At 63.4% G+C, this 25,169-nt stretch carries 19 protein-coding genes and 1 riboswitch; of the genes, 4 read left to right on the forward strand and 15 right to left on the reverse strand.

Going from position 1 to position 25,169, the window contains the following annotated elements:
* Window positions 1-8 precede the first annotated feature (8 nt).
* Complete coding sequence (locus P3T17_RS35445; RefSeq protein WP_429411597.1) at window positions 9-1,802, forward strand: tetratricopeptide repeat protein; 1,794 nt, start codon at window positions 9-11, stop codon at window positions 1,800-1,802.
* 32 nt (window positions 1,803-1,834) lie between these two features.
* Here P3T17_RS35445 and P3T17_RS35450 read toward each other — a convergent pair whose 3' ends face one another.
* The 11 genes from P3T17_RS35450 to P3T17_RS35500 form a co-directional block, all read right to left on the reverse strand.
* On the reverse strand, window positions 1,835-2,983 hold the full coding sequence (locus P3T17_RS35450; RefSeq protein WP_429287782.1) for a TraB/GumN family protein: 1,149 nt from the start codon (window positions 2,981-2,983) through the stop codon (window positions 1,835-1,837).
* A complete protein-coding gene (locus tag P3T17_RS35455) occupies window positions 2,976-3,995 on the reverse strand; it encodes a peptide ABC transporter ATP-binding protein (RefSeq protein WP_429287781.1) in 1,020 nt (339 codons plus the stop codon). Before P3T17_RS35455 ends, P3T17_RS35450 begins: the two co-directional genes overlap by 8 nt.
* Window positions 3,992-4,996: an ABC transporter ATP-binding protein gene (locus tag P3T17_RS35460; protein ID WP_074262817.1), complete on the reverse strand. Its 1,005-nt coding sequence runs from the start codon at window positions 4,994-4,996 to the stop codon at window positions 3,992-3,994. Before P3T17_RS35460 ends, P3T17_RS35455 begins: the two co-directional genes overlap by 4 nt.
* Entirely contained in the window at window positions 4,997-5,914 is a 918-nt protein-coding gene (locus P3T17_RS35465) for an ABC transporter permease subunit (protein WP_074262818.1), read from the reverse strand.
* A 4-nt stretch (window positions 5,915-5,918) separates the two neighbouring features.
* On the reverse strand, window positions 5,919-6,932 hold the full coding sequence (locus P3T17_RS35470) for an ABC transporter permease subunit (RefSeq protein ID WP_074262819.1): 1,014 nt from the start codon (window positions 6,930-6,932) through the stop codon (window positions 5,919-5,921).
* Between the two features lie 204 nt (window positions 6,933-7,136).
* On the reverse strand, window positions 7,137-8,765 hold the full coding sequence (locus P3T17_RS35475) for an ABC transporter substrate-binding protein (RefSeq protein ID WP_074262820.1): 1,629 nt from the start codon (window positions 8,763-8,765) through the stop codon (window positions 7,137-7,139).
* A 204-nt stretch (window positions 8,766-8,969) separates the two neighbouring features.
* Entirely contained in the window at window positions 8,970-10,613 is a 1,644-nt protein-coding gene (locus P3T17_RS35480; RefSeq protein ID WP_429411600.1) for an ABC transporter substrate-binding protein, read from the reverse strand.
* Window positions 10,614-10,836: 223 nt separating this feature from the next.
* Window positions 10,837-11,667, reverse strand: coding sequence for a methylenetetrahydrofolate reductase [NAD(P)H] (metF, locus tag P3T17_RS35485; protein ID WP_074262822.1), 831 nt, complete (start codon window positions 11,665-11,667; stop codon window positions 10,837-10,839).
* A gap of 33 nt (window positions 11,668-11,700) precedes the next feature.
* Complete coding sequence (locus tag P3T17_RS35490; RefSeq protein WP_074262823.1) at window positions 11,701-12,054, reverse strand: phage holin family protein; 354 nt, start codon at window positions 12,052-12,054, stop codon at window positions 11,701-11,703.
* A gap of 180 nt (window positions 12,055-12,234) precedes the next feature.
* On the reverse strand, window positions 12,235-13,656 hold the full coding sequence (gene ahcY / locus P3T17_RS35495; RefSeq protein ID WP_429411602.1) for an adenosylhomocysteinase: 1,422 nt from the start codon (window positions 13,654-13,656) through the stop codon (window positions 12,235-12,237).
* A gap of 33 nt (window positions 13,657-13,689) precedes the next feature.
* Window positions 13,690-13,824, reverse strand: a riboswitch (S-adenosyl-L-homocysteine riboswitch).
* A 74-nt stretch (window positions 13,825-13,898) separates the two neighbouring features.
* Window positions 13,899-14,672 (reverse strand): glycosyltransferase family 2 protein, encoded by a 774-nt coding sequence (locus P3T17_RS35500; RefSeq protein ID WP_429411604.1) that lies wholly within the window; start codon window positions 14,670-14,672, stop codon window positions 13,899-13,901.
* A 247-nt stretch (window positions 14,673-14,919) separates the two neighbouring features.
* On the opposite strand from P3T17_RS35500, the gene P3T17_RS35505 reads away from it, so the two are divergent.
* Entirely contained in the window at window positions 14,920-15,882 is a 963-nt protein-coding gene (locus P3T17_RS35505) for a LysR substrate-binding domain-containing protein (protein WP_429411606.1), read from the forward strand.
* 135 nt (window positions 15,883-16,017) lie between these two features.
* On the opposite strand, the gene P3T17_RS35510 is transcribed toward P3T17_RS35505, so the two are convergent.
* Both P3T17_RS35510 and P3T17_RS35515 read right to left on the reverse strand, forming a co-directional pair.
* Window positions 16,018-17,817 carry an OmpA family protein gene (locus P3T17_RS35510; RefSeq protein ID WP_429411608.1) on the reverse strand — a complete coding sequence of 600 codons (1,800 nt, stop codon included), beginning with the start codon at window positions 17,815-17,817 and terminating at the stop codon, window positions 16,018-16,020.
* Window positions 17,818-18,029: 212 nt separating this feature from the next.
* Window positions 18,030-19,670 carry a GMC family oxidoreductase gene (locus P3T17_RS35515; protein WP_429411611.1) on the reverse strand — a complete coding sequence of 547 codons (1,641 nt, stop codon included), beginning with the start codon at window positions 19,668-19,670 and terminating at the stop codon, window positions 18,030-18,032.
* Window positions 19,671-20,034: 364 nt separating this feature from the next.
* On the opposite strand from P3T17_RS35515, the gene P3T17_RS35520 reads away from it, so the two are divergent.
* A complete protein-coding gene (locus tag P3T17_RS35520; RefSeq protein ID WP_429411613.1) occupies window positions 20,035-21,717 on the forward strand; it encodes an isovaleryl-CoA dehydrogenase in 1,683 nt (560 codons plus the stop codon).
* 42 nt (window positions 21,718-21,759) lie between these two features.
* Window positions 21,760-23,178 (forward strand): coniferyl aldehyde dehydrogenase, encoded by a 1,419-nt coding sequence (locus P3T17_RS35525; RefSeq protein ID WP_429411615.1) that lies wholly within the window; start codon window positions 21,760-21,762, stop codon window positions 23,176-23,178.
* Here the strand turns inward: P3T17_RS35525 and P3T17_RS35530 are convergent.
* Together P3T17_RS35530 and P3T17_RS35535 are read right to left on the reverse strand one after the other, a co-directional pair.
* On the reverse strand, window positions 23,175-23,501 hold the full coding sequence (locus P3T17_RS35530) for an EscU/YscU/HrcU family type III secretion system export apparatus switch protein (RefSeq protein ID WP_074262831.1): 327 nt from the start codon (window positions 23,499-23,501) through the stop codon (window positions 23,175-23,177). The genes P3T17_RS35525 and P3T17_RS35530 overlap by 4 nt on opposite strands.
* Entirely contained in the window at window positions 23,501-25,105 is a 1,605-nt protein-coding gene (locus P3T17_RS35535) for a flagellar hook-length control protein FliK (protein WP_429411617.1), read from the reverse strand. The genes P3T17_RS35530 and P3T17_RS35535 overlap by 1 nt, the downstream gene beginning before the upstream one ends.
* Between the last annotated feature and the right edge of the window lie 64 nt (window positions 25,106-25,169).

Genomic DNA, 25,169 nt, shown 5'->3' on the forward strand with positions numbered 1-25,169 from the left:
AGGTTCTCATGGAACAGCATCTCCATCTGGGTGACGCGCGCCCCGAAGCGGCTGCACCGACCTACATCGACGCTCTGCTCGCCGCCGCGCTCGATGCCCATCAGGCGGGTCATCTCGATCAGGCCGCACCTTTGTATCAGGAAGCGCTGACAATCAACCCGGTTCACGCCGGCGCGCTGCATTACTTTGGCGTCCTGCATCATCAGCGGCGCGATCACGCAGCGGCGGCCGCACTGCTGGATCATGCGCTCGAAATCGAACCTGCTAATGCGGCGTGCTGGAGCAACCGCGGTCTCATCGCCGCTGCGCTCGGTCGCTACGACGAGGCACAACGATGCTACTGGCAGGCGCTGCAACTGCAGCCTGACTTCGCCGACGCACGCAATAACCTCGGCGTTACGCTGCAGGCGCAAGGCGAGCATGAAGCCGCGGTGCGTCAGTATCGCGAGGCCGTGGCGCTCAATCCGTCGCTGGTAGACGCTCATCTGAATCTTGGCACCGCGCTCGCCAAACTCGAGCACTATGACGAAGCGCTCGCGTGCTACGAACAGGCCCTCGCGCTCGATCCGTATTCTGCCGACGCTCATTTCAATGCCGGCAACGCGTTGACCGCAAAGGGCAACAGCGCGGCAGCTATTGCGCGCTTTCGACGTGCGATCGAACTGCGGCCCGCCTTTGCGCAGGCGCACGTGAATCTGGGCAGTGCGACCGGCAAGCTGGGAAACTACGCCGAGGCTGAGCAGCAGTACCGCCACGCGGTTGCTCTGCAGCCGAACCCGACCAATCTGGTGTGTCTCGGCGGATCGCTCGGTGCGCAAGGACGTCTCGACGAAGAGGAAGTGTTTTATCGCCACGCGCTCGCAATCGATCCCGGCTACGTCGACGCTCATCAGAATCTCGCATGGCTGCTGCTCAAGCGCGGCGACTACAAGCAAGGCTGGGTGGAATTCGCGAAACGTTGGCGCCCGCAAGATTACGCGGCGATTGCGGTGGACGGCGTGCCGGAATGGCACGGTGAAGCGCTCGATGGCCGTAGCGTGCTGCTGGTCGGCGACCAGGGCTTCGGCGATCAACTGCAGTTTTTGCGTTTCGCGCGCGTGCTTGAAGAGCTTGGCGCCACAGTCGATGTTTGCGTGCGCGAACCGCTAGTGCCGCTTGCGGAGCGCGTGCCGGGAGTCCATCGCGCGTGGAGCGGCAAAGCCGGCGGGCGTTACGACTTCTGGGCGCCGCTGATGAGCGTGCCATCGTGCGTTGGCACCGAGATCGGGACGATTCCCGCTGACGTGCCGTATGTTTTCGCTGAGCAGACGAAGATCGAAGCGTGGCGTGAGCGCGTAGAAGCGGTGGCTGGCCCGCGTCGCAAGATCGGGCTGGTGTGGGCTGGCAGTCCAACCTTCGGCAATGATCGCTATCGGTCGATGCGCCTCGAAGATTTCGCGCCACTCGGTGAACTGAAGGACATCGCCTGGTTCTCGTTGCAGAAGGGACCGGCTGAAGCGCAACTCGTCGATGCGCCGGAAACACTCCGGCCGCACAACTTCGCCGCTGACCTGCGCGATTTCACCGAAACCGCCGCGCTGATCATGAACCTGGATCAAGTGATCGCAGTCGATACCGGCGTCGCGCATCTGACGGGCGCATTGGGCAAACCGGTGTGGGTAATGCTGCCAGCGAACTCGGACTGGCGCTGGCTGGAAAATCGCAGCGACTCACCGTGGTATCCGGGCGCGCGGTTGTTCAGGCAAGCAGTGCTGGGGGACTGGACGCCGGTGGTGGCAAGCGTGGTTGAAGCGCTGCGATAAACCAGACAAACGATCGCGTCACGTTCGCCTCCTCACCCCGCCTCCACCACAAACCCGTGCTGCCGCAACAACTGCAGCACGCCCTTCGGGCCGCCCAGATGCAACGCCCCGATCGCCACGAACACCGGCTTGTTCGGTCCGGCAATCAACAACATCCTCGCAACGAAACGCCGGTTCCGTTCGTACACAATCCTGTTGTCAATCGAATCGGACACGCGCTTGTCACGCGCCAGCACTTCCGACTTGGCCGCCTGCCACGCGGCAATCGCGTCCGCATCGCCCACCTGCCAGAGCCTGTGTAACGTTTGCACATCGGCGAGATTTTCGGCCGGCGTCTGCACCAGGTCCTGCGCCAGCATCTCGCGCTGCTGCGCGGACGACAAACTGGTGAACGAGCGCATCTGTTCCCCAAGCGTCTCCAGTCCGACAATCTTGCCGCGCGTGCGCAGATAAACATTCTGCAACTGCGCCTCGGTACCGTATTCGGTCTGCAGCCCCGCACTCAGGGAATCGTAGGTTTCGACCAGCAGCGAAGCGAGCCACGGCCGCATTCTCTTGATCTCATCGAGCGCCGCCGGGTTGCCGCGCAAGCGGACTTCGAGCTTGTGCCAGAGCGATTCCGGCAAATACTTCGGCAGGCACGCGCTGCGGCACACACCGTACTTCGACACGTCATCCTGCGACACCAGCAGATCGTCCGGCGACAACTCCAGCGCCAGCGTCGGGGAAGCGGCCAGCGCAGCCAGAATCTGCGGCCGGAACGGCTTGCCCGGCGGATAGTCGGCCGGGTCGCCGACGTGCAGCGTTCCGAGCAGATAGATCGTAGTGGAGCCGCGCGTGGCGACGTAGAACGGCATGCGCGCCGGTTGCGCGCGGACCGCGCCGCCGGTCGTCGTACTGGATGCTGGCGGCGGATTAAAACCGGGCAGTGTCGCCCGCGGCTGCCCGGGCGAAGCAGGGGCTGCGGGGACCGGCAGGTTCGGCCGTCCGTTTTGCGCCGGGGAAGTCGCAGCCGCGCCCGCAGCAGATGCCGTGGCGGCCGGCCAAGCAGAAACGAGTGAGACGCCAGCAAGCGTGGCACAACCCAGCAGCCACGCTCGCCAACGCCGCGCGAAAACGGCGTCACAGCCGCCTTCACGCAGACGGCGCGCAGGACGACGCGCCGCCAACGTTTCAGGCATCCACGTCCCCCACCTCCTCAGCCCGGTGACACGACACCTGACGCCCATCCACTTCGCGCAGCTTCGGTTCTTCACTGCGGCAACGCTCGATCGCATACGGACAGCGTTGATGGAACGTGCAACCCGAGGGCGGATTGAGCGGCGACGGCATCTCACCTTGCAGCTTGATCTTGATCGTGCGATCCGCCTCGAAGATCGACGGCGTCGCCGACATCAGCGCCCGCGTGTACGGATGACGCGGATTCGTAAAGACGCGTTTCTTGTCGCCCAGTTCGACCACACCGCCGAAGTACATCACCATCACATCGTCGGCGATATGCTCCACCACCGACAGGTTGTGCGAGATAAACACATAGCTGGTCTTGAACTGCTCCTGCAGATCCATGAACAGATTGAGAATCTGCGCCTGGATCGAGACATCAAGCGCGGACACCGGTTCATCGGCCACGACGATCTGCGGATCGAGAATCATCGCGCGCGCAATCGCCACGCGCTGACGCTGGCCACCCGAGAACATATGCGGATAGCGTTTGGCGTGCTCCGGCCGCAGGCCCACCGTGCGCATCATCTGTGCAATACGCTCGGCGCGATCGCTCGCGCTCAACTGCGTATTGATGGCGAGCGGCTCGCCGAGCGTCTGCTCGACGGTCTTGCGCGGATTCAACGACGCAAACGGGTTCTGGAACACCATCTGCACGCGCCGGCGCAATGCCGCGACCTTCGCGTGATCGGCGCCAGCAACGTCTTCACCGTCGATCATCAGTCGGCCGGCGGTCGGTCCTTCGATCATCGTGAGCTGGCGCGCGAGCGTCGACTTGCCGCAACCGGACTCACCGACTACCGCCAGCGTCTTGCCGCGGTCGAGCGAAAACGACACGCCGTTCAACGCCTTCACCGTGCCGCGGCCGAACATGCCGCGCTTCACCGAGTAATGCCGCGCCAGCTGATCGGCAACCAGCACGTGATCGCCCGTCTGACCCGTCGGGCGGCGCGTTTCGGGTACTGCATTCATCGTGCGCCTCCGTGAGTGTGGATGTTGGCATCGCCGGTGAGGTTCAACGGCTTGATACAGCGTACCCTGGTTACCTCTGTATGACCTTGCAACGGTCCAAGCGCCGGGCGCGCCTTGGTGCAATCGTCCACCACATACTTGCAGCGTGGCGCGAACAGACACCCCTTGGGCCGGTCGTCGCGGCCCGGCACCATCCCCGGCAACGCGGCCAGCCGCACCGCGCCGACATTGTGCTCGGGAATCGCCGCCAGCAGCGCTTCTGTGTACGGATGATGAGGCGCGGCGAAAATATCGGGCACCTTGTTGGTCTCGATCACCTCGCCCGCGTACATCACCGCCACGCGCTGCGCGACTTCGGAGACCACGGCAAGATCGTGCGAAATGAGTACGAGCGCCATGCCGCGTTCCTTCTGCAGCTTCACCAGCAGTTCCATGATCTGCGCCTGGATCGTCACGTCGAGCGCGGTGGTCGGCTCGTCGGCGATCAGCAGCTTCGGATTGCAGGCGACCGCCATGGCGATCATCACACGCTGATTCATCCCGCCCGACATCTGATGCGGAAACGAAGTGATGCGGTTTTTCGCATCGGGGATGCCAACCTGGTCGAGCAGTTCGATCGTCCGCTGATGCAACGCGGCGCCGCGCAAGCCTTCATGCAGCTTCAGCACTTCCTTGATCTGATAGCCGACGGTGTAGCTCGGATTCAGACTGGTGAGCGCATCCTGGAACACCATCGCGATGTCTTTGCCGATGATCTTGCGGCGCTCCTTCGGCGAGGCATTCAGCAGATCCTTGCCGTCGAAGCGGATCTCGTCGGCACTGACCTTGCCCGGTGCGTCGATCAGGCCCATCAGCGCCATCATCGTCACGCTCTTGCCCGAGCCAGATTCGCCCACTACGCCGACGACTTCGCCCGGCGCCACGTCCAGGTCAATCCGGTCGACAGCCGGGAGGCCGTTGAAGTTCACCGCGAGATTTCGGATGGTCAATAAGTTACTCATTTAGGCCATCCGTTTCAGTTTGGGGTCGAGCGCATCGCGCAGGCCGTCGCCGAGCAGATTGATCGCCAGCACCGAGATCACGATCGACAAGCCAGGCAAGGTCACGATCCACCAGGCGTTATCGATGTAATCACGCGCCGACGCCAGCATCGCCCCCCACTCCGCCGCCGGCGGTTGCACGCCGAGGCCGAGAAAGCCGAGCGCGGCGGCATCGAGAATCGCCGACGAAAAGCCGAGTGTAGCCTGCACGATCAGCGGCGCAGTGCAGTTCGGGAGCACTTGCGAGAACATCAACCGGAAGGTGCCGGCGCCCGCCACGCGCGAAGCCGTCACGTACTCCTTCTGCAACTCGCCGAGCGCAGACGCCCGCGTCAGACGCACATAACCCGGCAACGCGACGATCGCGATAGCGAACATCGTATTGAGGAGCCCCGGACCGATGATCGCCACCACCGCCACCGCAAGCAGCAGTGACGGCAGCGCAAGCAGCACGTCCATGATGCGCATGATCGGCGTATCGGCCCATTTCTCGAAGAACGCGGCGATCAACCCGAGCACGATGCCCGGGATCAGCGCCAGCACGACCGAGACGAAGCCGATCCAGAACGACAGGCGCGCACCGTACATCAGGCGGGACAGGATGTCCCGGCCCGCTTCGTCGGTACCGAGAATGAACTTCCAGTTGCCGCCGTCGAGCCAGGCGGGTGGGATTTTCACGTAGTCGCGGTATTGCTCGATTGGGCTGTGCGGGGCGATCAACGGAGCGAAGATCGCCACGAAGATCAGCAACAGCACCACGACACCGGCCGATACCGCGCCGCGGTTGCGCGAAAAGTTTGCCCAGAACTCACGGGCGGCCAGCGCCCGGCCGCTTGGCGGGGTCACTGACTGGGGGACTGTGTTTTGAATATCTGCCACGGTTTTACCTCGTATGGCGAATGCGCGGATTCAACACGCCGTACAACAGATCGACGATCAGATTCACGACGATCACGAGTGTGGCAATCAGGAGGATACCGCCCTGCACGACGGGATAGTCGCGCCGGCTGATTGCGTCGATCAGCCATTTGCCGATACCCGGCCAGGAGAACAGCGTCTCGGTCAGCACCGCGCCGGCTAGGAGCGTGCCCACCTGCAGGCCGATCACGGTCACCACCGGAATCAACGCATTACGCAGCGCATGTACGACGATCACGCGTCCCGGCGGCAAGCCCTTGGCGCGAGCGGTGCGAATGTAGTCCTCGCGCAGCACTTCGAGCATCGACGAGCGCGTCATGCGCGCAACGACCGCCAAAGGAATCGTGCCGAGCACAATGGCCGGCAAAATCAGATGGCTCAACGCCGACTTGAACGAACCTTCATCGGTACCTGGCAGCAGTGAATCGATCAACATGAAGCCCGTCACGTGCGGAATGTCAAACTCCACCGCGATGCGGCCCGACACCGGCGTCCAGCCGAGCTTCACCGAAAACAGCATGATGAGAATCAAACCCCACCAGAAGATCGGCATCGAATAGCCGGTCAACGCGGTACCCATCACACCGTGATCGACGGCCGTACCGCGCTTCAGCGCAGCAAACACACCCGCCGGCAGCCCGACGATCAGCGCGAACAGCATGGCGCAGATCGACAGTTCGACAGTGGCGGGAAAGCGCGCGAGGAACTCGTCCATCACGCTGGTGTTGGTGATGATCGACATTCCCAGATCGCCGTGCAGCGCGCGTCCGAGATAGTGGATGTATTGCAGCGGCAACGGTTCGTCGAGCCCCAGCCGATGCATGGCGGCTGCGTGCATGGCCGGGTCGACACCGCGTTCGCCCATCATCACTTCGATGGGATCGCCGGGTATCAGGTGAATGAGCGCAAACGCAAGGATCGTGATGCCGATGAACGTCGGAATCACCATGCCAATGCGGCGCAAAACGAAGCGGAACATGGTTCGTCCCTATGGTCTTGATGAACGGAAAAACACAACCGGCGACGAGGGCTTGTCACCCCGGTCGCCGGAACATTTCGACCAGTTTTCTAACCAGGCGAAAAGCGGACTGCGTCAGTTTTACAGCAAGCCCTGCGATTTACCTTACGGTTCGTCGCACGGCTCACCTAATGGCTCACGTTATAGCGCACCTTACGTCAAGACTCATTGCACGCCAACACCGTCGAAGCGCACGTAACCGAGCGGCTCGATGCGCATGTCGATCACCTTCTTGCTGACCGGCTGATACACCGTCGAGTGCGCGATCGGCGAGAACGGCAGTTGCTGCGCGAAAATCTGTTGTGCCTGCGTGTAGATCTTCGTGCGCTCGCCCTGATCGATCGTCGTGCGGCCCTTCTGGACCAGATCGTCGAATGGCTTGTAGCACCACTTGCCGAAGTTGTTGCCGTTAATCGCTTCGCAACCGAGCAACGTGCCGAGCCAGTTGTCCGGATCGCCGTTGTCGCCGGTCCAGCCAATCAGCATCGTATCGTCCTCACCCGCGTGAGCGCGCTTGATGTACTCGCCCCATTCGTACGTAACGATCTTCGCCCGCACGCCGATCTTGGCCCAGTCCGCCTGGATCATTTCCGACATCAGACGCGCGTTCGGGTTGTACGGACGCTGCACCGGCATCGCCCACAGCGTGATGTCGAAACCGCTCGAGAGACCTGCCTTGGCGAGCAGCGCCTTGGCCTTCTCCGGGTCATACGACTGGCTCGGCAGGTTCTTGTCGTACGACCATTGGGTCGGCGGCATCGGATTCGTGGCCGACTGGCCGGCGCCCTGGTAGACGGAATCGATGATCGCCTTCTTGTTGATCGCCATGTCGAGCGCCTCGCGCACTTCGACCTTGTCGAGCGGCTTGTGCTGAACGTTGTACGACAGGTAACCGAGATTGAAGCCCGGCTGCGACGGCATCGCGAGAGTGGCTTCCGTCTTCAGCGGCGCGATATCGGCCGGACGCGGATAGCTCATCACCTGGCATTCGTCACGCTTCAGTTTCTGCACGCGCACGCCGGCATCCGGCGTGATTGCGAAGATCAGCTTCGAAATCTTCACCTCGTTCGGCTTCCAGTAATCAGGATTGCCGTCGAAGCGAATCGTCGCGTCCTTCGTATAGCTGCGGAAAATGAACGGGCCCGTGCCAACCGGCTTCTGGTTGAGATCAGGGGCCTTGCCGGCCTTGAGCAGCGAATCCGCGTACTCAGCCGACTGGATCGATGCGAACTCCATTGCCATGTTCTGGATGAACGGGGCATTCACTTCCTTCAGCGTGAAACGGACGGTGTACGGATCGACCTTCTCGACCTTCGCGATCAGCTTGTCGAGGCCCATGTCCGTGAAGTACGGAAACTGTGCCGGATACGCCTTGTTGAACGGCATGGTCGGATCGAGCATGCGCGTGAACGTGAAGACGACGTCGTCCGCATTGAACTCGCGGCTCGGTTTGAAGTAAGTGGTGGTCTGGAACTTGACGCCGTGGCGCAGATGGAAGGTGTAGGTCTTGCCGTCGGGCGAGACATCCCAGCTTTCGGCGAGGCCCGGCTCGACCTTGGTGCCGCCGCGCTCGAACTCGACGAGGCGGTTGTAGACGGTGAACGTGTTGGCCGTGAAGTCAGTGCCCGTGGTGTATTGGGCTGGGTCAAAACCCGCAGGGCTGCCTTCTGAGCAGTAGACCAGGGTTTTATTCGGGATCTCGGCACGCGCGACATTGGCGCCCACCATCGATACCGCTGCAGCGGCGACGAGCGTGGTAATCCGCGCGGCGCGCAACAGGTTGTTTTGCTTCATGTTTCCTCCAGGTTCGGGGCTGGCTTACACCAGCGTAGCGCGATCTTACTTGAGCATGCCGTGCGGCAACAAGCGGAGGAAATTCCTTGTGTCCAGAAGCGGAAACACTTGTTAAGTAAAGATTGAGGCCCGTCAAATTCCTGGTCGACGGGCCTCGCGACGCTTCAAGCCGCGCCAAAGGGAAGCAAAAACGTCTGCCTCCCCCTATTTCAGGCCGACTCCGAGGAATTGGGTCGGGCCGAACGGGTCGATCTTGAAGCCTGTCACGTCTTTCGAGATAGGTTGATAGACGGTGGAGTGGGCAATCGGCGTGAACGGCACCTGGTCCTTGAAGATGACCTGCGCCTCCATGTAGTCCTTGGTGCGCTGCGAGAGATCCGTCGTGCTACGGGCCGCAGTGATCAGGTCATCGAACGGTTTGTAGCACCACTTCGAGAAGTTGCTGCCCTTCACCGAGTCGCAACCCAGCAGGACGCCGAGCCAGTTATCCGGGTCGCCGTAGTCGCCGGTCCAGCCGATCAGGATTGCCTGGTGCTCACCAGCGTGAGCGCGACGGATGTATTCGCCCCACTCGAAGGTGACGATATTCACCTTTACGCCGATCTTCGCCCAGTCGGACTGCAGCATTTCCGCCATCAGTCGCGCGTTGGGGTTGTAGGGGCGTTGCACTGGCATCGCCCACAGCGTCAGGTCGAAGCCGTCCGGGTAGCCGGCCTGCTTGAGCAATGCCTTGGCTTTGTCGACGTCATACGGGGCGTCCTTGAGGCTCTTGTTGTAGCCCCACTGGGTGGGCGGCATCGGATTGGTCGCAATCTGGCCGGCGCCCTGGTACACCGATTCGATGATCGCCTTCTTGTTGATCGACATATCCAGTGCGCGGCGCACCTGCACGTCGTCGAGTGGCTTTTTGGTCGTGTTATAGCCAAGAATGCCGAGATTGAAGCCCACTTCGCTAGGCATAGCCAGCGAGGAGTCGGCCTTGACCGCCGGGATGTCGGCCGGACGCGGATAGGCCATCACCTGACATTCGCCGCGCTTCAGCTTCTGCAGCCGCACCGCCGGGTCGACGGTGATCGCGAAGATCAGTTTGCTCACCTTCACGATACCGGGCTTCCAGTAGTCCGGATTGCCGTCGAAGCGAATGGTGTCGTCCTTGGTATAGCTGCGGAAGATGAATGGTCCGGTACCCACCGGAAACAGATTGATATCGGAGGCCTTGCCCGCCTTCAGCAGCTGATCGGTATATTCCGCCGACAAAATCGACGCGAACGGCATCGCAATCTGCTGCAGGAACGGCGCGTCCACCGTTTTAAGCGTGAAGCGTACCGTGTACGGGTCGAGCGCCTCGATCTTTTCGACGTTCTTGGCAAGCCCCAGATCGCTGAAGTACGGGAATGGCACCGGGTATGCCTTATGAAACGGCTGGTCCGGATCCAGCATGCGCTGGAAGGTAAACACGACATCGTCCGCGTTGAATTCGCGGGTCGGCTTGAAGAACGAGGTGGTCTGGAACTTCACTCCATGGCGCAGGTGAAACGTGTATTGCAGACCGTCAGCGGAAACGTCCCACTTCTCGGCGAGGCCCGGCTCGATGTCGGTGCCGCCCTGAACGAACTCGACCAGCCGGTTATAGACCGTGTAGGAGCCGGCTGTGAATTCGACGCTGGTGGTGTACTGAGCGGTATCGAAGCCCGCGGGGCTGCCCTCCGAGCAGAACACGAGGGTTTTATCGGGCAAGGAGGCAGCGGGGGCGGTGAGCGGTGTGAAGCATGCCGTGGCAACGGCCAGGGTTGTCAGGGCGGGCAGGCAATACTGGCGAACTGCGAACAGCATGGATGACACTGTCATGACGTTCTCCGGACTGCAACCGGCTTGGCTGCGCCTCGATCATAGACAGCACAATATTCGGGTTCAATCCTGGGTTCTACCCGCGAGCGTGGGCGTTTGGCACGTGTCTGCGGCAACGCACCAAATGTGGCGGGAACGGACAGGTGAAGAGGGGGACTGGCGGGAACAGGCGGGAATTGAACCGCGCAGCCAGCTGGCCGCGCGGTGTGAAGCTTGGGCAGTACTAAGCGCCCAGGCGGTCGCAGATGGCCTTGGTGGCCGCTGCGTTGTTGAGCGTGTAGAAATGCAGCCCCGGCACGCGCGCGTCGATCAGACGCTGACACAGGTCCGTGACCACATCGAGCCCGAACGCGCGAATCGCTTCGCGGTCGTCGCCGTAGCTCTCCAGCCGCCGCGCCACCCAGCGCGGCACTTCCGCTCCGCACATCTCGGAGAAGCGCATCAGCTGCGAAAAGTTCGTGATCGGCATGATGCCGGGCACGATCGGCACGTCGACGCCGAGCTTCCGCGCATCGTCCACAAAGCGGAAATACGCATCCGCGTTGAAGAAGTACTGCGTGATCGCCGAATTGGCGCCGGCCTTCACCTTGCGAGCGAAGTTTTCCAGATCGTGGCGCGGCGAGCGCGCCTGCGGGTGGTATTCCGGATAACCGGCCACCTCGATCCAGAACCAGTCGCCGAACTCGGCGCGAATGAAGCTCACCAGTTCCGACGCATAGCGAAACTCGCCGACCTCGCCCATACCGGACGGCAGGTCGCCGCGCAGCGCGACGATATGGCGGATGCCATGCGAACGGTACTCGGTGAGGATCGCACGCAGGCTCTCTTTCGACGAGCCGATACACGACAGATGCGGTGCCGCTGCCAGCCCTTCCTTCGCCATATCGACGACGGTATCGAGCGTGCCGCGCTGTGTCGAGCCGCCGGCGCCGAAGGTGACCGAGACGAACTTCGGCTTGAGCGGCGCGAGCTGCGCGCGCGTGGCACGCAGCTTCTCGACACCGTCCGGCGTCTTCGGCGGGAAGAATTCGAATGAAAGTTCGAGCGGATTCATGACTCAGTCGCCGTTCTAGAAGTAAAGCTCACCTCAGCCGAAACTGCGGTTGCCGAGGATAAGCGCGGACAGCAGCCATGAAACGATGCTGTACAGGATCGAGCCGATAAACGCCGACCAGAAGCCCGACACCTCGAAGCCCTTCAGCAGCGATGCACACAGCCAGAAGCACAGCGCGTTGACCACCAGAATGAAGAGGCCGAGCGTGATGATCGTCACGGGCAGCGTGAGCAGGATCAGCACCGGGCGCAGCACGGTGTTGATCAACCCGAGCACCACGGCGACGATCAGCGCGGTGCCGAAGCTGCGGATGTGGATCGAAGGGACGAGGTAGGTGATGATCAGAAGCGCGAGCGCATTGATCACCCAGGTCAGCAGCACGGTCATGTAGAGCTCCTTCTTGGCTGAAAATCCGGGTTGAGCGGAATGGAACGGGCCGGCCAGGCGGTAAAGACGGCTTGCCGGTCTGGCGCCGCCTTTATCGTGTACCGCCCGCCAGGTTGCCTGTACGGCGACCGGCGGGGACTCACGTGCTGTCTGACCTGCCTGTTGCGCTACCGTGCCTGCTTAGTAACGGTAGTGGTTCGGCTTGAACGGACCGTTCTTGTCGACACCGAGGTAGCCCGCCTGCTCGTCCGACAGCACGGTCAGGTTCGCGCCGATGCGCGCCAGATGCAGGCGTGCGACCTTCTCGTCCAGATGCTTCGGCAGCACGTACACCTTGTTCTCGTACTTGCCGCCCTGGGTGAACAGTTCGATCTGCGCGAGCGTCTGGTTGGTGAACGAGTTCGACATCACGAACGACGGGTGGCCGGTGGCACAACCGAGGTTCACGAGGCGGCCTTCAGCCAGCAGGATAACGCGCTTGCCGTCCGGGAAAATGATGTGGTCGACTTGCGGCTTGATGTTTTCCCACTGGTACTGACGGGTCGACGCAATGTCGATTTCCGAGTCGAAGTGGCCGATGTTGCAGACGATCGCGTTGTGGCGCATCGCCTTCAGGTGGTCGTGGCCGATCACGTGGTAGTTACCGGTGGCCGTCACGAAGATGTCGGCCTTGTCGGCGGCGTATTCCATCGTCACGACACGGTAGCCTTCCATCGCCGCCTGCAGTGCGCAGATCGGATCGATTTCCGTAACCCACACGGTTGCGCCCAGACCGCGCAGCGATTGCGCGCAGCCCTTACCCACGTCGCCGTAACCTGCGACCAGCGCGATCTTGCCGGCGATCATCACGTCGGTGGCGCGCTTGATACCATCGACCAGCGATTCCCGGCAGCCATACAGGTTGTCGAACTTCGACTTGGTGACCGAATCGTTGACGTTGATCGCCGGGAACGGCAGACGGCCTTCCGTTTCCATCTGATACAGACGGTGCACGCCCGTGGTGGTTTCTTCCGTCACGCCCTTGATGTGCTTCAGGCGCGTGGAGTACCACGTCGGGTCTGCGTCGAGGTGCGAAGCGATCGACTTGTACAGCGCGACTTCTTCCTCGTTGTTCGGCTTGGCGATGACCGAACGGTCCTTTTCAGCCTTCGAACCAAGGATCAGCAGCAACGTGGCGTCGCCGCCGTCGTCGAGGATCATGTTGGCGAATTCGCCGTTCGGCCATTCGAAAATGCGGTGCGAGAACTCCCAGTATTCGTCGAGCGATTCGCCCTTGAGCGCGAACACCGGCGTGCCCGATTTGGCGATTGCCGCGGCAGCGTGATCCTGCGTCGAGAAGATGTTGCACGAAGCCCAGCGAACCTCGGCGCCGAGTGCCGTCAGCGTTTCGATCAGCACGGCCGTCTGGATGGTCATGTGCAGCGAACCGGCAATGCGCGCGCCCTTCAGCGGTTGCTGCGCCTTGTACTCTTCACGCGTTTGCATGAGACCGGGCATTTCGGTCTCGGCGATGTTCAGTTCCTTGCGGCCCCAGTCGGCAAGCGACAGGTCGGCAACGACGAAATCCTGGGAATTTTTGGAATCGATGACTGCGGCGTTCATCACGCCCTCCTTTCTAAGAAATTGACTAGAAATTTGACGTGAGCGCGGTTCGATGCGGCGGATGGAAAGCGCAGCGCGCATTCAAGCCGTCCGATTGAAAGCCTCCGAGCCTGGCGGGCGGCCAGCGAATGCAGATTCGCGGTACCCGTCGCAACGCTCCTCGAAGACGAACGGCGATTGTAGCAAATAGAGATGGCTTCGGGGTGTCGGTCCGGAAAGCGCGTTCGACACGAAGGCAGAGCCTAAGCCGGCGTACCGGCCGGGCCGCTCAGCGAGCGCAGTTGCGCGATGTTTGCTCTGGCGGCCTCGACGAACTGGCCGGACAGCCGGAACGACTCCTCGACATCGGCCGCGACTGGCGCCTGCATCCCGAAGCAAATGCGGAAATAGCGTTCCGCATGGATGCGCGGGTGGTAATGCATCCGCACGCGCCTGGCGTCGCCCAGGCGCCGGTTACCGAACAGTTCGCGCAGGGCCCATGAAAACGCGCCGTCTTCTCCGCCATTGCGGCGGAAAAAGGCGTCCATTGGAAAACCGCCCAGCGCCGCATAGACCGCCCGCCGGATGATCAGGCTGCTCGGCACCGTGTTGCTCAGCGTCGCGGCGTGCTCCGCGAAATCCGGATGCGCGGTGATTTCCACCGGGAAGCCGGCGTATTCGACGTCGAGCCGGATCGAGGCTTCCGTGGGGTTCTGCTCCAGATAGCCGCTCGCGGCTGCCAACGCGCCGGGGAGATACTCGTCGTCCGCGTCGATAAAAGCCAGCAAAGGTTGCGTGGCATGTAGCGCGGCCCAGTTGCGTGCCCGCGCGGCGCCGCCGTTCGCTGGCATCTGCAGCAGACCGATGCGCGGATCGCGCTCGCCGTAGTAGCGCGCGATCTCGATCGAGCGATCGGTCGAGCCGTCATCCACGACGATAATCTGCGCCGCTTCGGGCTGGATGACGCAGCTGTCGAGCGTACGGGCGAGGGTCGCCGCCGCGTTGTAGCAGGGAATGATGATCGAAATGGGCAGCATGGCGTTCGGAGAGGACGGCGCGAAGGGGCAAACACAAAGGGAGTTGATGATCATAGCGCCGTCTTGCGCCGATTCATCCTGAAAAGCGGCGGCCGTCCATGTAAGGAAAAACAACGGGGAAATCGCATGCTTATGGCGATTTCCAGCTGACTTCACACGAAAGCCCGCACTGATTGCACCGCAACATAAATATAATGACTTGCACTCGCCATACTCATTCCACATTGGAATTCTGGAGCCTGGAATCGTGGAACTTCGTGCCCTGCGCTATTTCGTCGAAGTCGTGCGCCAGCAAAGCTTTACCGTGGCCGCCGAGCAGATGTTCGTCACCCAGCCAACTATCAGCAAGATGGTGAAGTCGCTGGAAGACGAAATCGGCTCGCCGCTATTGCTGCGCGACGGCCGTCAGATGGTGCTCACTGACGCCGGTCGCATCGTCTATCAGCGCGGCCAGGATGTGCTCGCCGCGCACGCGCAGTTGCAGGCCGAACTCAACGACCTGGACACGCTAGGCCGTGGTGAACTGACCATCGGAATTCCGCCAATGGGCGGGTCGCTCTTTACGCCCGCAATCGCCGCCTTCCGGCAGCAATATCCGAAGATCGAGCTGAAACTGTTCGAACAAGGTTCGCGGGCCATCGAAGCGGCACTGATCAATGGCGAGCTCGAACTGGGGGGCGTGCTGCAGCCGGTCGACCCCGAACACATCGACGTGCTTCCAATGACGCGCCAGTTGCTGTGGCTCGTCGCGCGCCGCGGCTCGCGCTGGGACGGCCTGCAACAAGTGCCGCTCGCGGACCTGGCGAGCGAGCCGTTCGTCTTCTACGGCGAAAGCCTCGCGCTCAACGACGTCGTGCTGAACGCGTGCCGCGCAGCAGGCTTTGCGCCGACTATCGTCGGGCGCAGCGGTCACTGGGATTTCATGGCGGCGCTCGTGCTGGCAGGCGTCGGCATTGCGCTGTTGCCCGCGCCCTACTGTCGACGCCTCGACGCGACGCAATTCACCTGCCGGCCAGTGGTCGACCCCGAGATTCCGTGGGAAATGGCGGTCGGCTGGCGGCGCAACGGCTACCTCTCGCACGCCGCGCGCGCATGGCTCGAAGTGGCGCGCGAAATCCTGCCCTCCCAGCCCGGCGACGATCTGATGCATTGGCCCGACATCGGCATCACCGGGCTTGCACCGACCGACAGCGGGCCAGCCGGCGCCTAGGTTACGGCCTGGGTGATTGCTGGGTGTCTGTCCCCCGGGGCGACCTCCAAGGTGGGTCCCGAGGTGGCTCCCAGCATGATTCAAAGGGTAATCGCCCGGGTTGATGCCAAGGCGAATGCCGGGTCAATACCGTACTTACTGCTGCGCCTCGACGAACTCAATCCGTCGATTCGCAAAGCGGCCGCTCTCGGTGTCGTTGCTCGCCACCGGACGCGCATCGCCGTAGCCTTGCGCCGTCAGCGAGTCAGCCGGCACACCGGTCCTGACGAGGAATGCACGAACCGATTCGGCGCGTTTCTTCGACAGCAGCAGATTCTGCTGATCGCCGCCGACGTTGTCCGAATAGCCTGCCACTTCGAGCTTCGCGGCCTTGCCGTTGTGCGAGCAGGCCATCAGTACCTGGGCCGACTGACGCAGATCGTCGACCGCCGACGCCGGCACACGCGCGCTCGCGCTTGTAAAGTTGATCACCTGCAGGTTCAGCACCTTGACCACATCAGCGACGACGCACGAGCTATCCGGCGCGAGCAGATCTTTGATCGCACTACGGAACGATTGCGTTGCGTCGGCCACGGCCTGCTCCGCGTTGAATGCGCCAATCTGATACGACGCACCAAACAGAGACTTCAGGCGCTCGAGCCAGCCGAGCTTCGCGTTGGCTGCTGTGCCGCTCAGTTCGATACGCGCGCCGTCCAGCTTCACTTCCGCGCCGGGCAGTGCCATCAACGGCAGCAACGCGTCGAGATGTGAGAGCCAGTCGGCCGGCTTCGTGTCCGGATCGACAGTGATATTGGCGGCAACGTGGTCGGCGCCGAACTTCTTTGTCAACGCATCGATCAACGCCGCCTTTTCGGCTTCGCTGCCGACCGTCGCCGTCAACGTCGGCTTGCCGGCCGGATCGACCGTGAAGGTCAGCTGACTATCTTTGGTAGGTGCCGGAGCAGCGGCAGGCTGCGACGCCGCGCTTGCGCTCGCGGCGAGCTCCGCTGATGCGGCAGGCGCAGAAGCAGCAGGCGCAGAAGCAACGACATCCGAAGCCGCCACCGTCGACGCCGCGACATCGCTTGCAAGTTCGACAGCCGGAGCCGAGGCAGCGGCAACCACGGAAGCTGCCTGCGAGGTCGAGCCCGTGACGTCCGCCGTCTGCTCATGCTGGCAGCCGCGCAGGAACAGGAACGCCAGCACCGCGGCGAGCGCGGCGAGCAGCCACCACAGCCAACTGTGAGAGCGACGCTCCTCGCGCAAAACAGCGTCGACCGGTACGCGCGGCGCAGCCTGCGGGGCCTGCGTGGTGTGCACCGAAGGATTGACCGGCGCAGCAGGTGCAACCGGATGCTCGATATGCGCCGACACCGCCTTCAGTTGCGGCAGGACGCTGCCCATGAACGTTGCCACACCTCCGAGCCCGAGCGCCGACAACAGTCCGTCATTCAGAAACGGGGCGATAGCGGGCAACTGATGACCGAGCAGCGTCGGCAACTGCCCGACGCTGCCTTGCGCTTCGAGGAAATGACGCTTCAGGACGCCAAGCAGCGTGGCGCCGACGATACCCGTCAAAGCATGCGCAGACTGCGCCGGCACGCCGGTTTGTGCGGCGACCGTATCGCTCACGCCGTCGAGCCGGCGATCGGTCACGCGAGCCAGCAATTGACGGCCGGCACCTTCGAGCAGACTCAAGCCAGCCGTGCTCGCGAGCAATTGCGGCAGTTGTTCGCCGATGTGCGCATTGACCTCCGGCGCCATGATCGTGGTGAACAACGAGCGTGCGCCTTCGAGCGTGGCGCCCTTATGCATCAATGCTGCGACGAGTGCAGGAGCAGCGGCGCCGATGACTTTGTCGGTGACGGCCGGTGGCAGCCCGAAGCGCTCCGACAGTTGCCGCACCACGCTGTCAGACAGCGCGGACTGAATCAGTTGAATTACGTTGATACTCATCGACTCGCTTCCTTGAGAGGGCGAACGCGCCACCTGACACGCTCTTTCGCGGCGAGAGTATAGAGGCCTGAAAATCTCAAAAACGAGGCGAGAAGATTAATTACATATCTTTGTAGAAATCCATCAATATTCCTAACTAGCAGTCTGATTTTAAGAGACTCGCCCCGTCATCCGGGCCGCCAGATATTCAGTGAGCGCGTGACGGCGGCGATTCAAACCACCGCCCCGGCGGAGACTCCAACCTGAGTCGACTGTGCGGTGCGGCGCGCGGTCGCGATGAGATCCGCGGCCCGCTCGCCGATCATCACGGTCGGCGCATTCGTGTTGCCGCCGATCAGCGTCGGCATCACCGAGGCGTCCACAATCCGCAATCCCGTCACGCCACGCACGCGCAACTGCGGGTCGACCACCGAGCCGGCATCGCTGCCCATCCGGCAGGTAGCGACCGGGTGATAAATCGTATCGGCGTGCGCCGCGATGGTTTCAAGCAACTCGGCGCGCGTCTGCCCCACATGCGTGTACAACTCCTTGCCACCGTGCACCGCAAGCGAAGGCGCATCGAGAATCCGCCTCGCCATATATGCGCCTTCCAGCAATAACTCCAGGTCGCGCGGGTCGCTCAGGAAACGCGGATCGATCACCGGCGCCTCACGCGCGTCGGCGCTCGCGAGCGTCACCGTGCCGCGACTATGCGGACGCAGCACGCACACGTGCAGCGAATAGCCGTGCCCCCAGTGCATATGCCGGTTGTGATCGTCGACGAGCGCGGCGCAGAAATGCAATTGCAGATCGGGACGCTCGAGCGTGGGCCGGCTCTTCAGGAAACCGCCCGCCTCGGCGACGTTGCTCGACAGCATGCCTGTACCGTGCCGCATGAAGGTGACGAACTGCGGCAGCATCCGCGCAATCCCGCGCAGCGAAAAGCCGGTTGGCTCGATCGACGCCACGCGCTTGTTGATCGTAAAGTCGACATGGTCGATCAGGTTGCGGCCTACTTGCGGCGCGTCGTGAATCACTGGCACACCGAACGATTGCAGTTGCGCGGCCGGACCGATCCCCGAGCACATCAACAGCTGCGGTGAATTGAACGCGCCCGCTGCGAGCACCACCTCGCCACGCGCTTCGAGCGTCTCGGTACGTCCGCCGCGTACGATTTCGACACCGCTTGCGCGCTTGCCGTCGAAGGTCACGCGCAGCACGGTGGCATCAGCCAGCGTGTGCAGATTGCTCCGGTTGCGACCGTAGATATACGCCCGCGCGACACTGCAGCGTCTGCCGTCGCGCTGCGTGACCTGATAGAAACCGACGCCTTCCTGATCGGCGCCGTTGAAGTCGGTATTGAGCCGATGCCCTGCTTCCAGCGCCGCCTGCACGAAGCGTTGCGCGAACGGATTGCGATAGCGCAGATCGCTGACGGTGAGCGGGCCATCCGCGCCATGCCACGCATCGGCGCCACGTTCGTTGCCCTCCGCTCGCCGGAAGTACGGCAGCACATCGTCCCACGCCCAGCCGTCGCAGCCGAGCCGCGCCCATTCGTCGTAATCGAGCGGGTGGCCGCGCGTGTAGATCATGGCGTTGATTGCGCTCGAACCGCCGAAGCCGCGCCCGCGAGGTTGATAGCCACGGCGTCCGGCGAGGGCCGGTTGCGGCGTGGTCTCGTAGCCATAGTTGGTCTTGAGCTTGTTGGGGACAACCGCAGCGACGCCGACCGGCATGTTGACGAACAGATTGCGCTCCGTATGCGGACCTGCTTCGATCAGCGCGATCGTGGCGTCGGGACAGGCGTCCGCGAGCCGTGCCGCCAGCGAACAGCCGCCCGAACCCGCCCCTACGATGATGTAGTCGTATTGCATGCGCTCCTCCTGATGTGGGCCGCGTGCTGCGCGAACCCGAGCAAAGCTGTCTCGTGCACACTTGTCTACGTGTGTTTCCTGCGCATTGTAGGGAGCGTTGCCACGGTGCGGCGGGTTCGCGCCAGAGCGATCCCTCTAAACGAAACCCGCACCGCGACCCTATGATGAAAGGTGCAGCGCCGAGGACAGCGCCACGGCGATCAGGCAGCGCCGGCGGCCCTTGAAGGCCTGCGCTGCAGGTATCCACGCGGTATTCAAACACCGCACAACGCGCACTGCCCCACCGGCACGCGGCCCGCATACACTGATAAAACAGCGCCTCCTGATCGAACCCCGGCGCGCATCCGTCAAACGGAGACAGCAGATGGAACGGCATGGCCCCGGAACAACGCACGACGTCACGAATCAGGTTCCGCCACTGGCGGATTACAACCTTTTTACCAGCGATACCGCCCTCGCCGCCGCACTGGAACGCGACGGCGCGTCGTGGCATCACGATGCGCTGCAGCGGCACGGCGCAGCACTGACCACCCCGGACACGCTCGCGCTTGCCGAGCTGGCGAACCGCCACACGCCCGAGCTGCACACCTACAGCCCGCGTGGCGAGCGTATCGACGCGCTGGAATTTCATCCTGCGTGGCACACGCTGCTGTCATTGCTGCGGCGTGAAGGATTGCACGCTCTGCCGTTTTCCGATCCACAGCGCGGCGCCATGGCGGCGCGCTGCGCCGGTTATTTCCTGCATGCGCAGATCGAGTCCGGCTCGCTGTGTCCGATGACCATGACGTTCGCCAGCATTCCGGTGCTGCAGCGCGAACCCGCGCTGTTCGCGACGCTGCGCGACAAACTCTATGCGCGCGAACACGATCCGCGCGACCTGCCGCTCAGCCAGAAAACCTCGGCGATGATCGGCATGGGCATGACCGAGAAACAAGGCGGCTCGGACGTGCGCAGCAACCAGACTCGTGCTTACGCAACAGGCGGCGGCACAGGCAGCGGGCGCGGCGGCGAATACCGGCTGGTCGGCCACAAGTGGTTTTTTTCCGCACCGCAATGCGACGCCCACCTGGTACTCGCCCGCACCGACGATCACGAAGGCCTGTCGTGTTTCTTCGTGCCGCGTTTCGCGCCCGACGGCAGCAAGAACGCCGTGCAGATCCAGCGCCTGAAAGACAAGCTCGGTAACCGCTCGAACGCCAGCAGCGAAGTCGAATTCCTCGACGCGTACGGCATTCTGATCGGCGAAGAAGGACGGGGCGTACCGACCATCATCGAAATGGCCAACTACACGCGACTCGATTGCGTGATCGGCAGCGCCGCATTGATGCGCGCGGCGCTGGTGCAGGCCATCCACCATGCCCGGCATCGCAGCGCCTTCGGCCGGCATCTGGCCGAGCAGCCGCTGATGCAAAACGTGCTCGCCGATCTCGCACTGGAATCCGAAGCCGCGACGGTGCTGTTCATGCACTTGGCGCGCGCGTTCGAAGACGCCGCGAGCGCGCCGGAAGAGCGCGCGTGGCGGCGCATCGTTACGCCGGCCGCAAAGTACTGGGTCTGCAAGCGCACGCTGGAATTCACCGGCGAAGCCATGGAAGTCTGGGGCGGCAACGGTTATGTCGAAGAAGGGCCGATGGCGCGCTTCTACCGTGAGGCGCCGGTCAATTCGATCTGGGAAGGCTCCGGCAACGTGATGTGTCTCGACGTGTTGCGCGCCATGGAACGCGAGGCCGACGCAGCACAAGCGCTCTTCGCCGCGTGGCACGCAACTGCGCAGGGACACCCGGCGCTCACCGCTGCGCTCGGACGTCTGGCAGCGACGCTCAAGAACGCGCCAGAAACGCGCGAAGCGTCGGCGCGGCGCATCGCCCAGCAGATCGTGCTGATCGCGCAGGCCACGCTGCTCGTGCAGCACGCACCGGCGGCCGTGGCCGACGCGTTCATCGCGACACGCCTCGCCGACGGCTGCGGCGAAAGCGGTCGCGTGTACGGCACGCTGCCCGCCACGTTCGATCACGCGGCGATTATCGAACGGGCGTTTGCCGCGTGATCTGCACACAACGATAACGAATAACCATAAAAGGGAGTGGACATGAAGAACGATCTGCCGGAGATTGCCGCGCTAGAAGCGCTGTTGCGCGAACAGCGCCAGGCGTATCTGCGCGCGCCCTATCCCTCATGGGAAACGCGCGCGGCGCATCTGAAGGCATTGCGGGCGATGCTGCTCGACAACCGCGACGCGCTCGCCGAAGCCATGAACGCGGACTTCGGCAACCGAGCCAAAGAGGAGATCCTGCTCGCGGAATTTCTGCTCCTGAAAGAGGAAATCGACGGCGCGCTCAGACACGGCAAACGCTGGATGAGATCGCAACGGCGTAGCACCAACAAGTGGCTGTTGCCCGCGCGCGCCAAGGTGATTGCGCAACCGCTCGGCGTGGTCGGCATTATCGTGCCGTGGAACTATCCGATCCTGCTGGCAGGCGGCCCGCTCGTGAGCGCTCTTACAGCCGGCAACCGCGCCATCATCAAGATGTCCGAACTCACGCCGCGCACCTCGGCTTTGTTCGAACAACTGATCGCGCAGACCTTCGCGCATGACCACGTCACCGTGGTCAATGGCGACGCTACGCTCGCTGCCGCCTTCAGCGCGCAGCCGTTCGATCATCTGCTGTTCACCGGTTCGACCAAAGTAGGCCATGAAGTGATGCGCGCGGCCGCCGAGCATCTGACGCCGGTCACGCTCGAACTGGGCGGTAAATCACCCGCCATCGTCGGCCCGCATGCCCGCTTCGACAATGCGGTCGATAACCTCGTCGCCGGCAAGACGATGAATGCCGGACAAACCTGTATCGCGCCGGACTATGTGCTGGTGCCGCGCGGCAAGGAGCAGGCTTTCATCGAGCGGGCGCGGGCGCGCATGAGCGCGATGTATCCGGATTTCTCGCGCAATCGCGACTACACGTCCATCATTTCGGCGCGTCATTTCGAGCGTTTGCAGCGTCTTCTCGACGAAGCGAAAGCCAGCGGTGCGCAACTCCATGCGCTTGCCGACGGCGCCGCGGATCCACTCACACGCCGCTTCCCGCTGATCGCCGTGACGAACGCGCCGGATGAAACCGCGCTGATGCAGGAGGAGATTTTCGGGCCGCTGCTGCCGATCGTCCCGTACGACACGCTCGACGACGCCATCGCCTGGGTCAACGCCCGGCCGCGGCCCTTGGCGCTGTATCTTTACGACGAGGATGCAACGACGATCCGCCGCGTCGAGCAGGAAACCATCGCGGGCGGCATGGCGGTCAACGAAACGCTGATGCAGCTGGCTTGCGAAAGCCTTCCGTTCGGCGGAGTGGGTGCGAGCGGGATGGGCGCGTATCACGGCTACGAAGGCTTTGTGACCTTCTCGAAGATGAAGCCGGTGCTCACCCAGGCCCGCTGGAATACACGCGGGCTGATCTCGCCGCCGTACGGCAAGCGCGTCAATGCGCTGCTCAAGCTGATGCTGCGGCTTTAGCGGCCCTTGACTGCGACCGGCTCAAGCGTCGTGGACGGCTGCTCCGGCTCGTCCGCCACGCCGCTTTCCAGCCGGTGCAGCCACGCCAGCAACTCCGCCACTGCCTGATACAACTGCGGCGGAATGCGCGAATCGAGATCGACCTGCATCAGCAGCGCCACCATCTCGGGCGCCTCGTGCACATACAGGCCCGCCTCCTTGGCGCGCTGCACGATCATTTCCGCGACGAGGCCGTAGCCCTTCGCGATCATGCGTGGCGCGTGGTCGCCGCCTTGGGCGTCATAGACGAGCGCAGCAGCGCTTTTGCGATTCCTGCGGCTCATCACATGTCCCAGTCGAAATCGGTGTCGGACGTCGTGGTCGGCCATTGCGCGCGTTCGGGACGAGTCTGTCGCGCACCGCGCTGAGGCCACTCCGACCGCTCGGGGCGCTGGGGCCGCTCGGCGGCCCTGGGCCCGCCGCGGCGTGGCGTACCCGCCGCGACCACCTCAGGATCGACGGCCGGCGCAGCACGCGCGTACGCGGAAGCCGCCGCCTGGGCGGCCGCAGCGGCTGCCGCGCCCGAGGCCGCACCCGGCACCCCGCCGCCGATCTCGCGAATCGCCAGCGCACTCAGTTCGATTCCGGCGGCAGCAAGCCGCTCGCGGAAGTTGTCGCTTTGCTCGGCGAGCCGAGCCGCGCCCAGGGGGCTCGCCGCGACCCGCGCCGCCAGCCGGTTGCCGGTGAGCGTCAGTTCGGCATCCACCGTGCCGAGCAGCGGCAACGACAACGTCAGACGCGTGCGCCACGGATAGTCCTCTTCCGCGCCTGCACCGCCGCCGCCGCGCTCCCACTCGTCGCCGTCCTGCTGGATGGTCCAGTCGATTTTCGCGCCCGGCCACGCTTCGCCGCTCCAGCGGAACTGGCCCGTGGCGAGCATATCGAGTTGCTGGCGCACCAGCGGGATGGTCGCCACGTTGACGGCGCCCGCCATCGATTGCGCGGTTTGCGTCGGCGTCTCGCCCAGCTGGGACGCGGCGGCATGCAGCGCAGCGTGCACCGGTTGACCGGCCAGGTCGGAAAGCGAATTCGCCAGCACTTCCCCGGCGGCGAAACGCGCGGCCTGTGGCGACTGGATCGACGCCGCGCGCGTGGCAGCACTCGCCTCGGGGCCGTCATTGCCGCCCTGGGTTGTCTGCGTCGAACCGGAGCGGGTCTGCTGCGCCGCGCTCGAGCCCGGCGGCGCGCTTGCGTCGAGATCGGACGCCCAGTCGAGCGGTAATTGCGCGGCGCTATCGAGAAGACGGTTTTGCGGTTCGCTGGCGAGGTCGGCGGGCGAGAGCTGGCCCGCCAGCCATTGCGCGAGGTGCGCCTCGTAAAAGAGGCCGCTACCGGCGACGGTCTGTTCGAGCGCCGCCGCGAGCGCTGCCACCGGGAGGTCCCCTGGGGCAACGCTAGTGGCGGCCGTCGTCGCGGAAGCGCTTGCCGGATTGGCGGTGCTGGTGGTGTTGGAGGTCGTGGCGGTGCTTGCCACATTCGCTGCGTTTGCCGCACTGGCCGGGTCGGCCACGCCGGCATCGGCAAATACAGTAGCAACAACCGCATCCGCCGTCTGCGCGTCGAGTATTTCGAAGAGCGGCAGTTCGGTTATCTCGGGATCGAGCGCAGGCGCCGCGGGCCAGATCGGCGACTGGCCGAGAATCGCCGGGGTGGCTTCACCGCCGGACAGGACAATCGCGTTGAGAGTCAAAGCCACCGCGGACAGGACAGTCTGCGCAGAGGCAGGCGGCGGCGCCGGCACCTCGGGCGTACCCGGCGTCACCGGCGTATCCGTGCTCAGCGCAGACGCACCCGTTTGCGCTGCATTTGGCGCGCCGGGTGCGATATTGAGCAGACTGTCGACCCGGCTCGCGAGCAGCGAAGCGATGGCCGTGTCGATTCCGTTCATGCCGGTTCCTTTGGAGTACCTACTGGCTGCGCGCGGCTAACGCAGTCAATTTCGCAATCAATCT

The sequence above is a fragment of the Paraburkholderia sp. GAS82 genome (genome assembly GCF_050436285.1).
Classification (GTDB): Bacteria; Pseudomonadota; Gammaproteobacteria; order Burkholderiales; family Burkholderiaceae; genus Paraburkholderia; species Paraburkholderia phenazinium_B.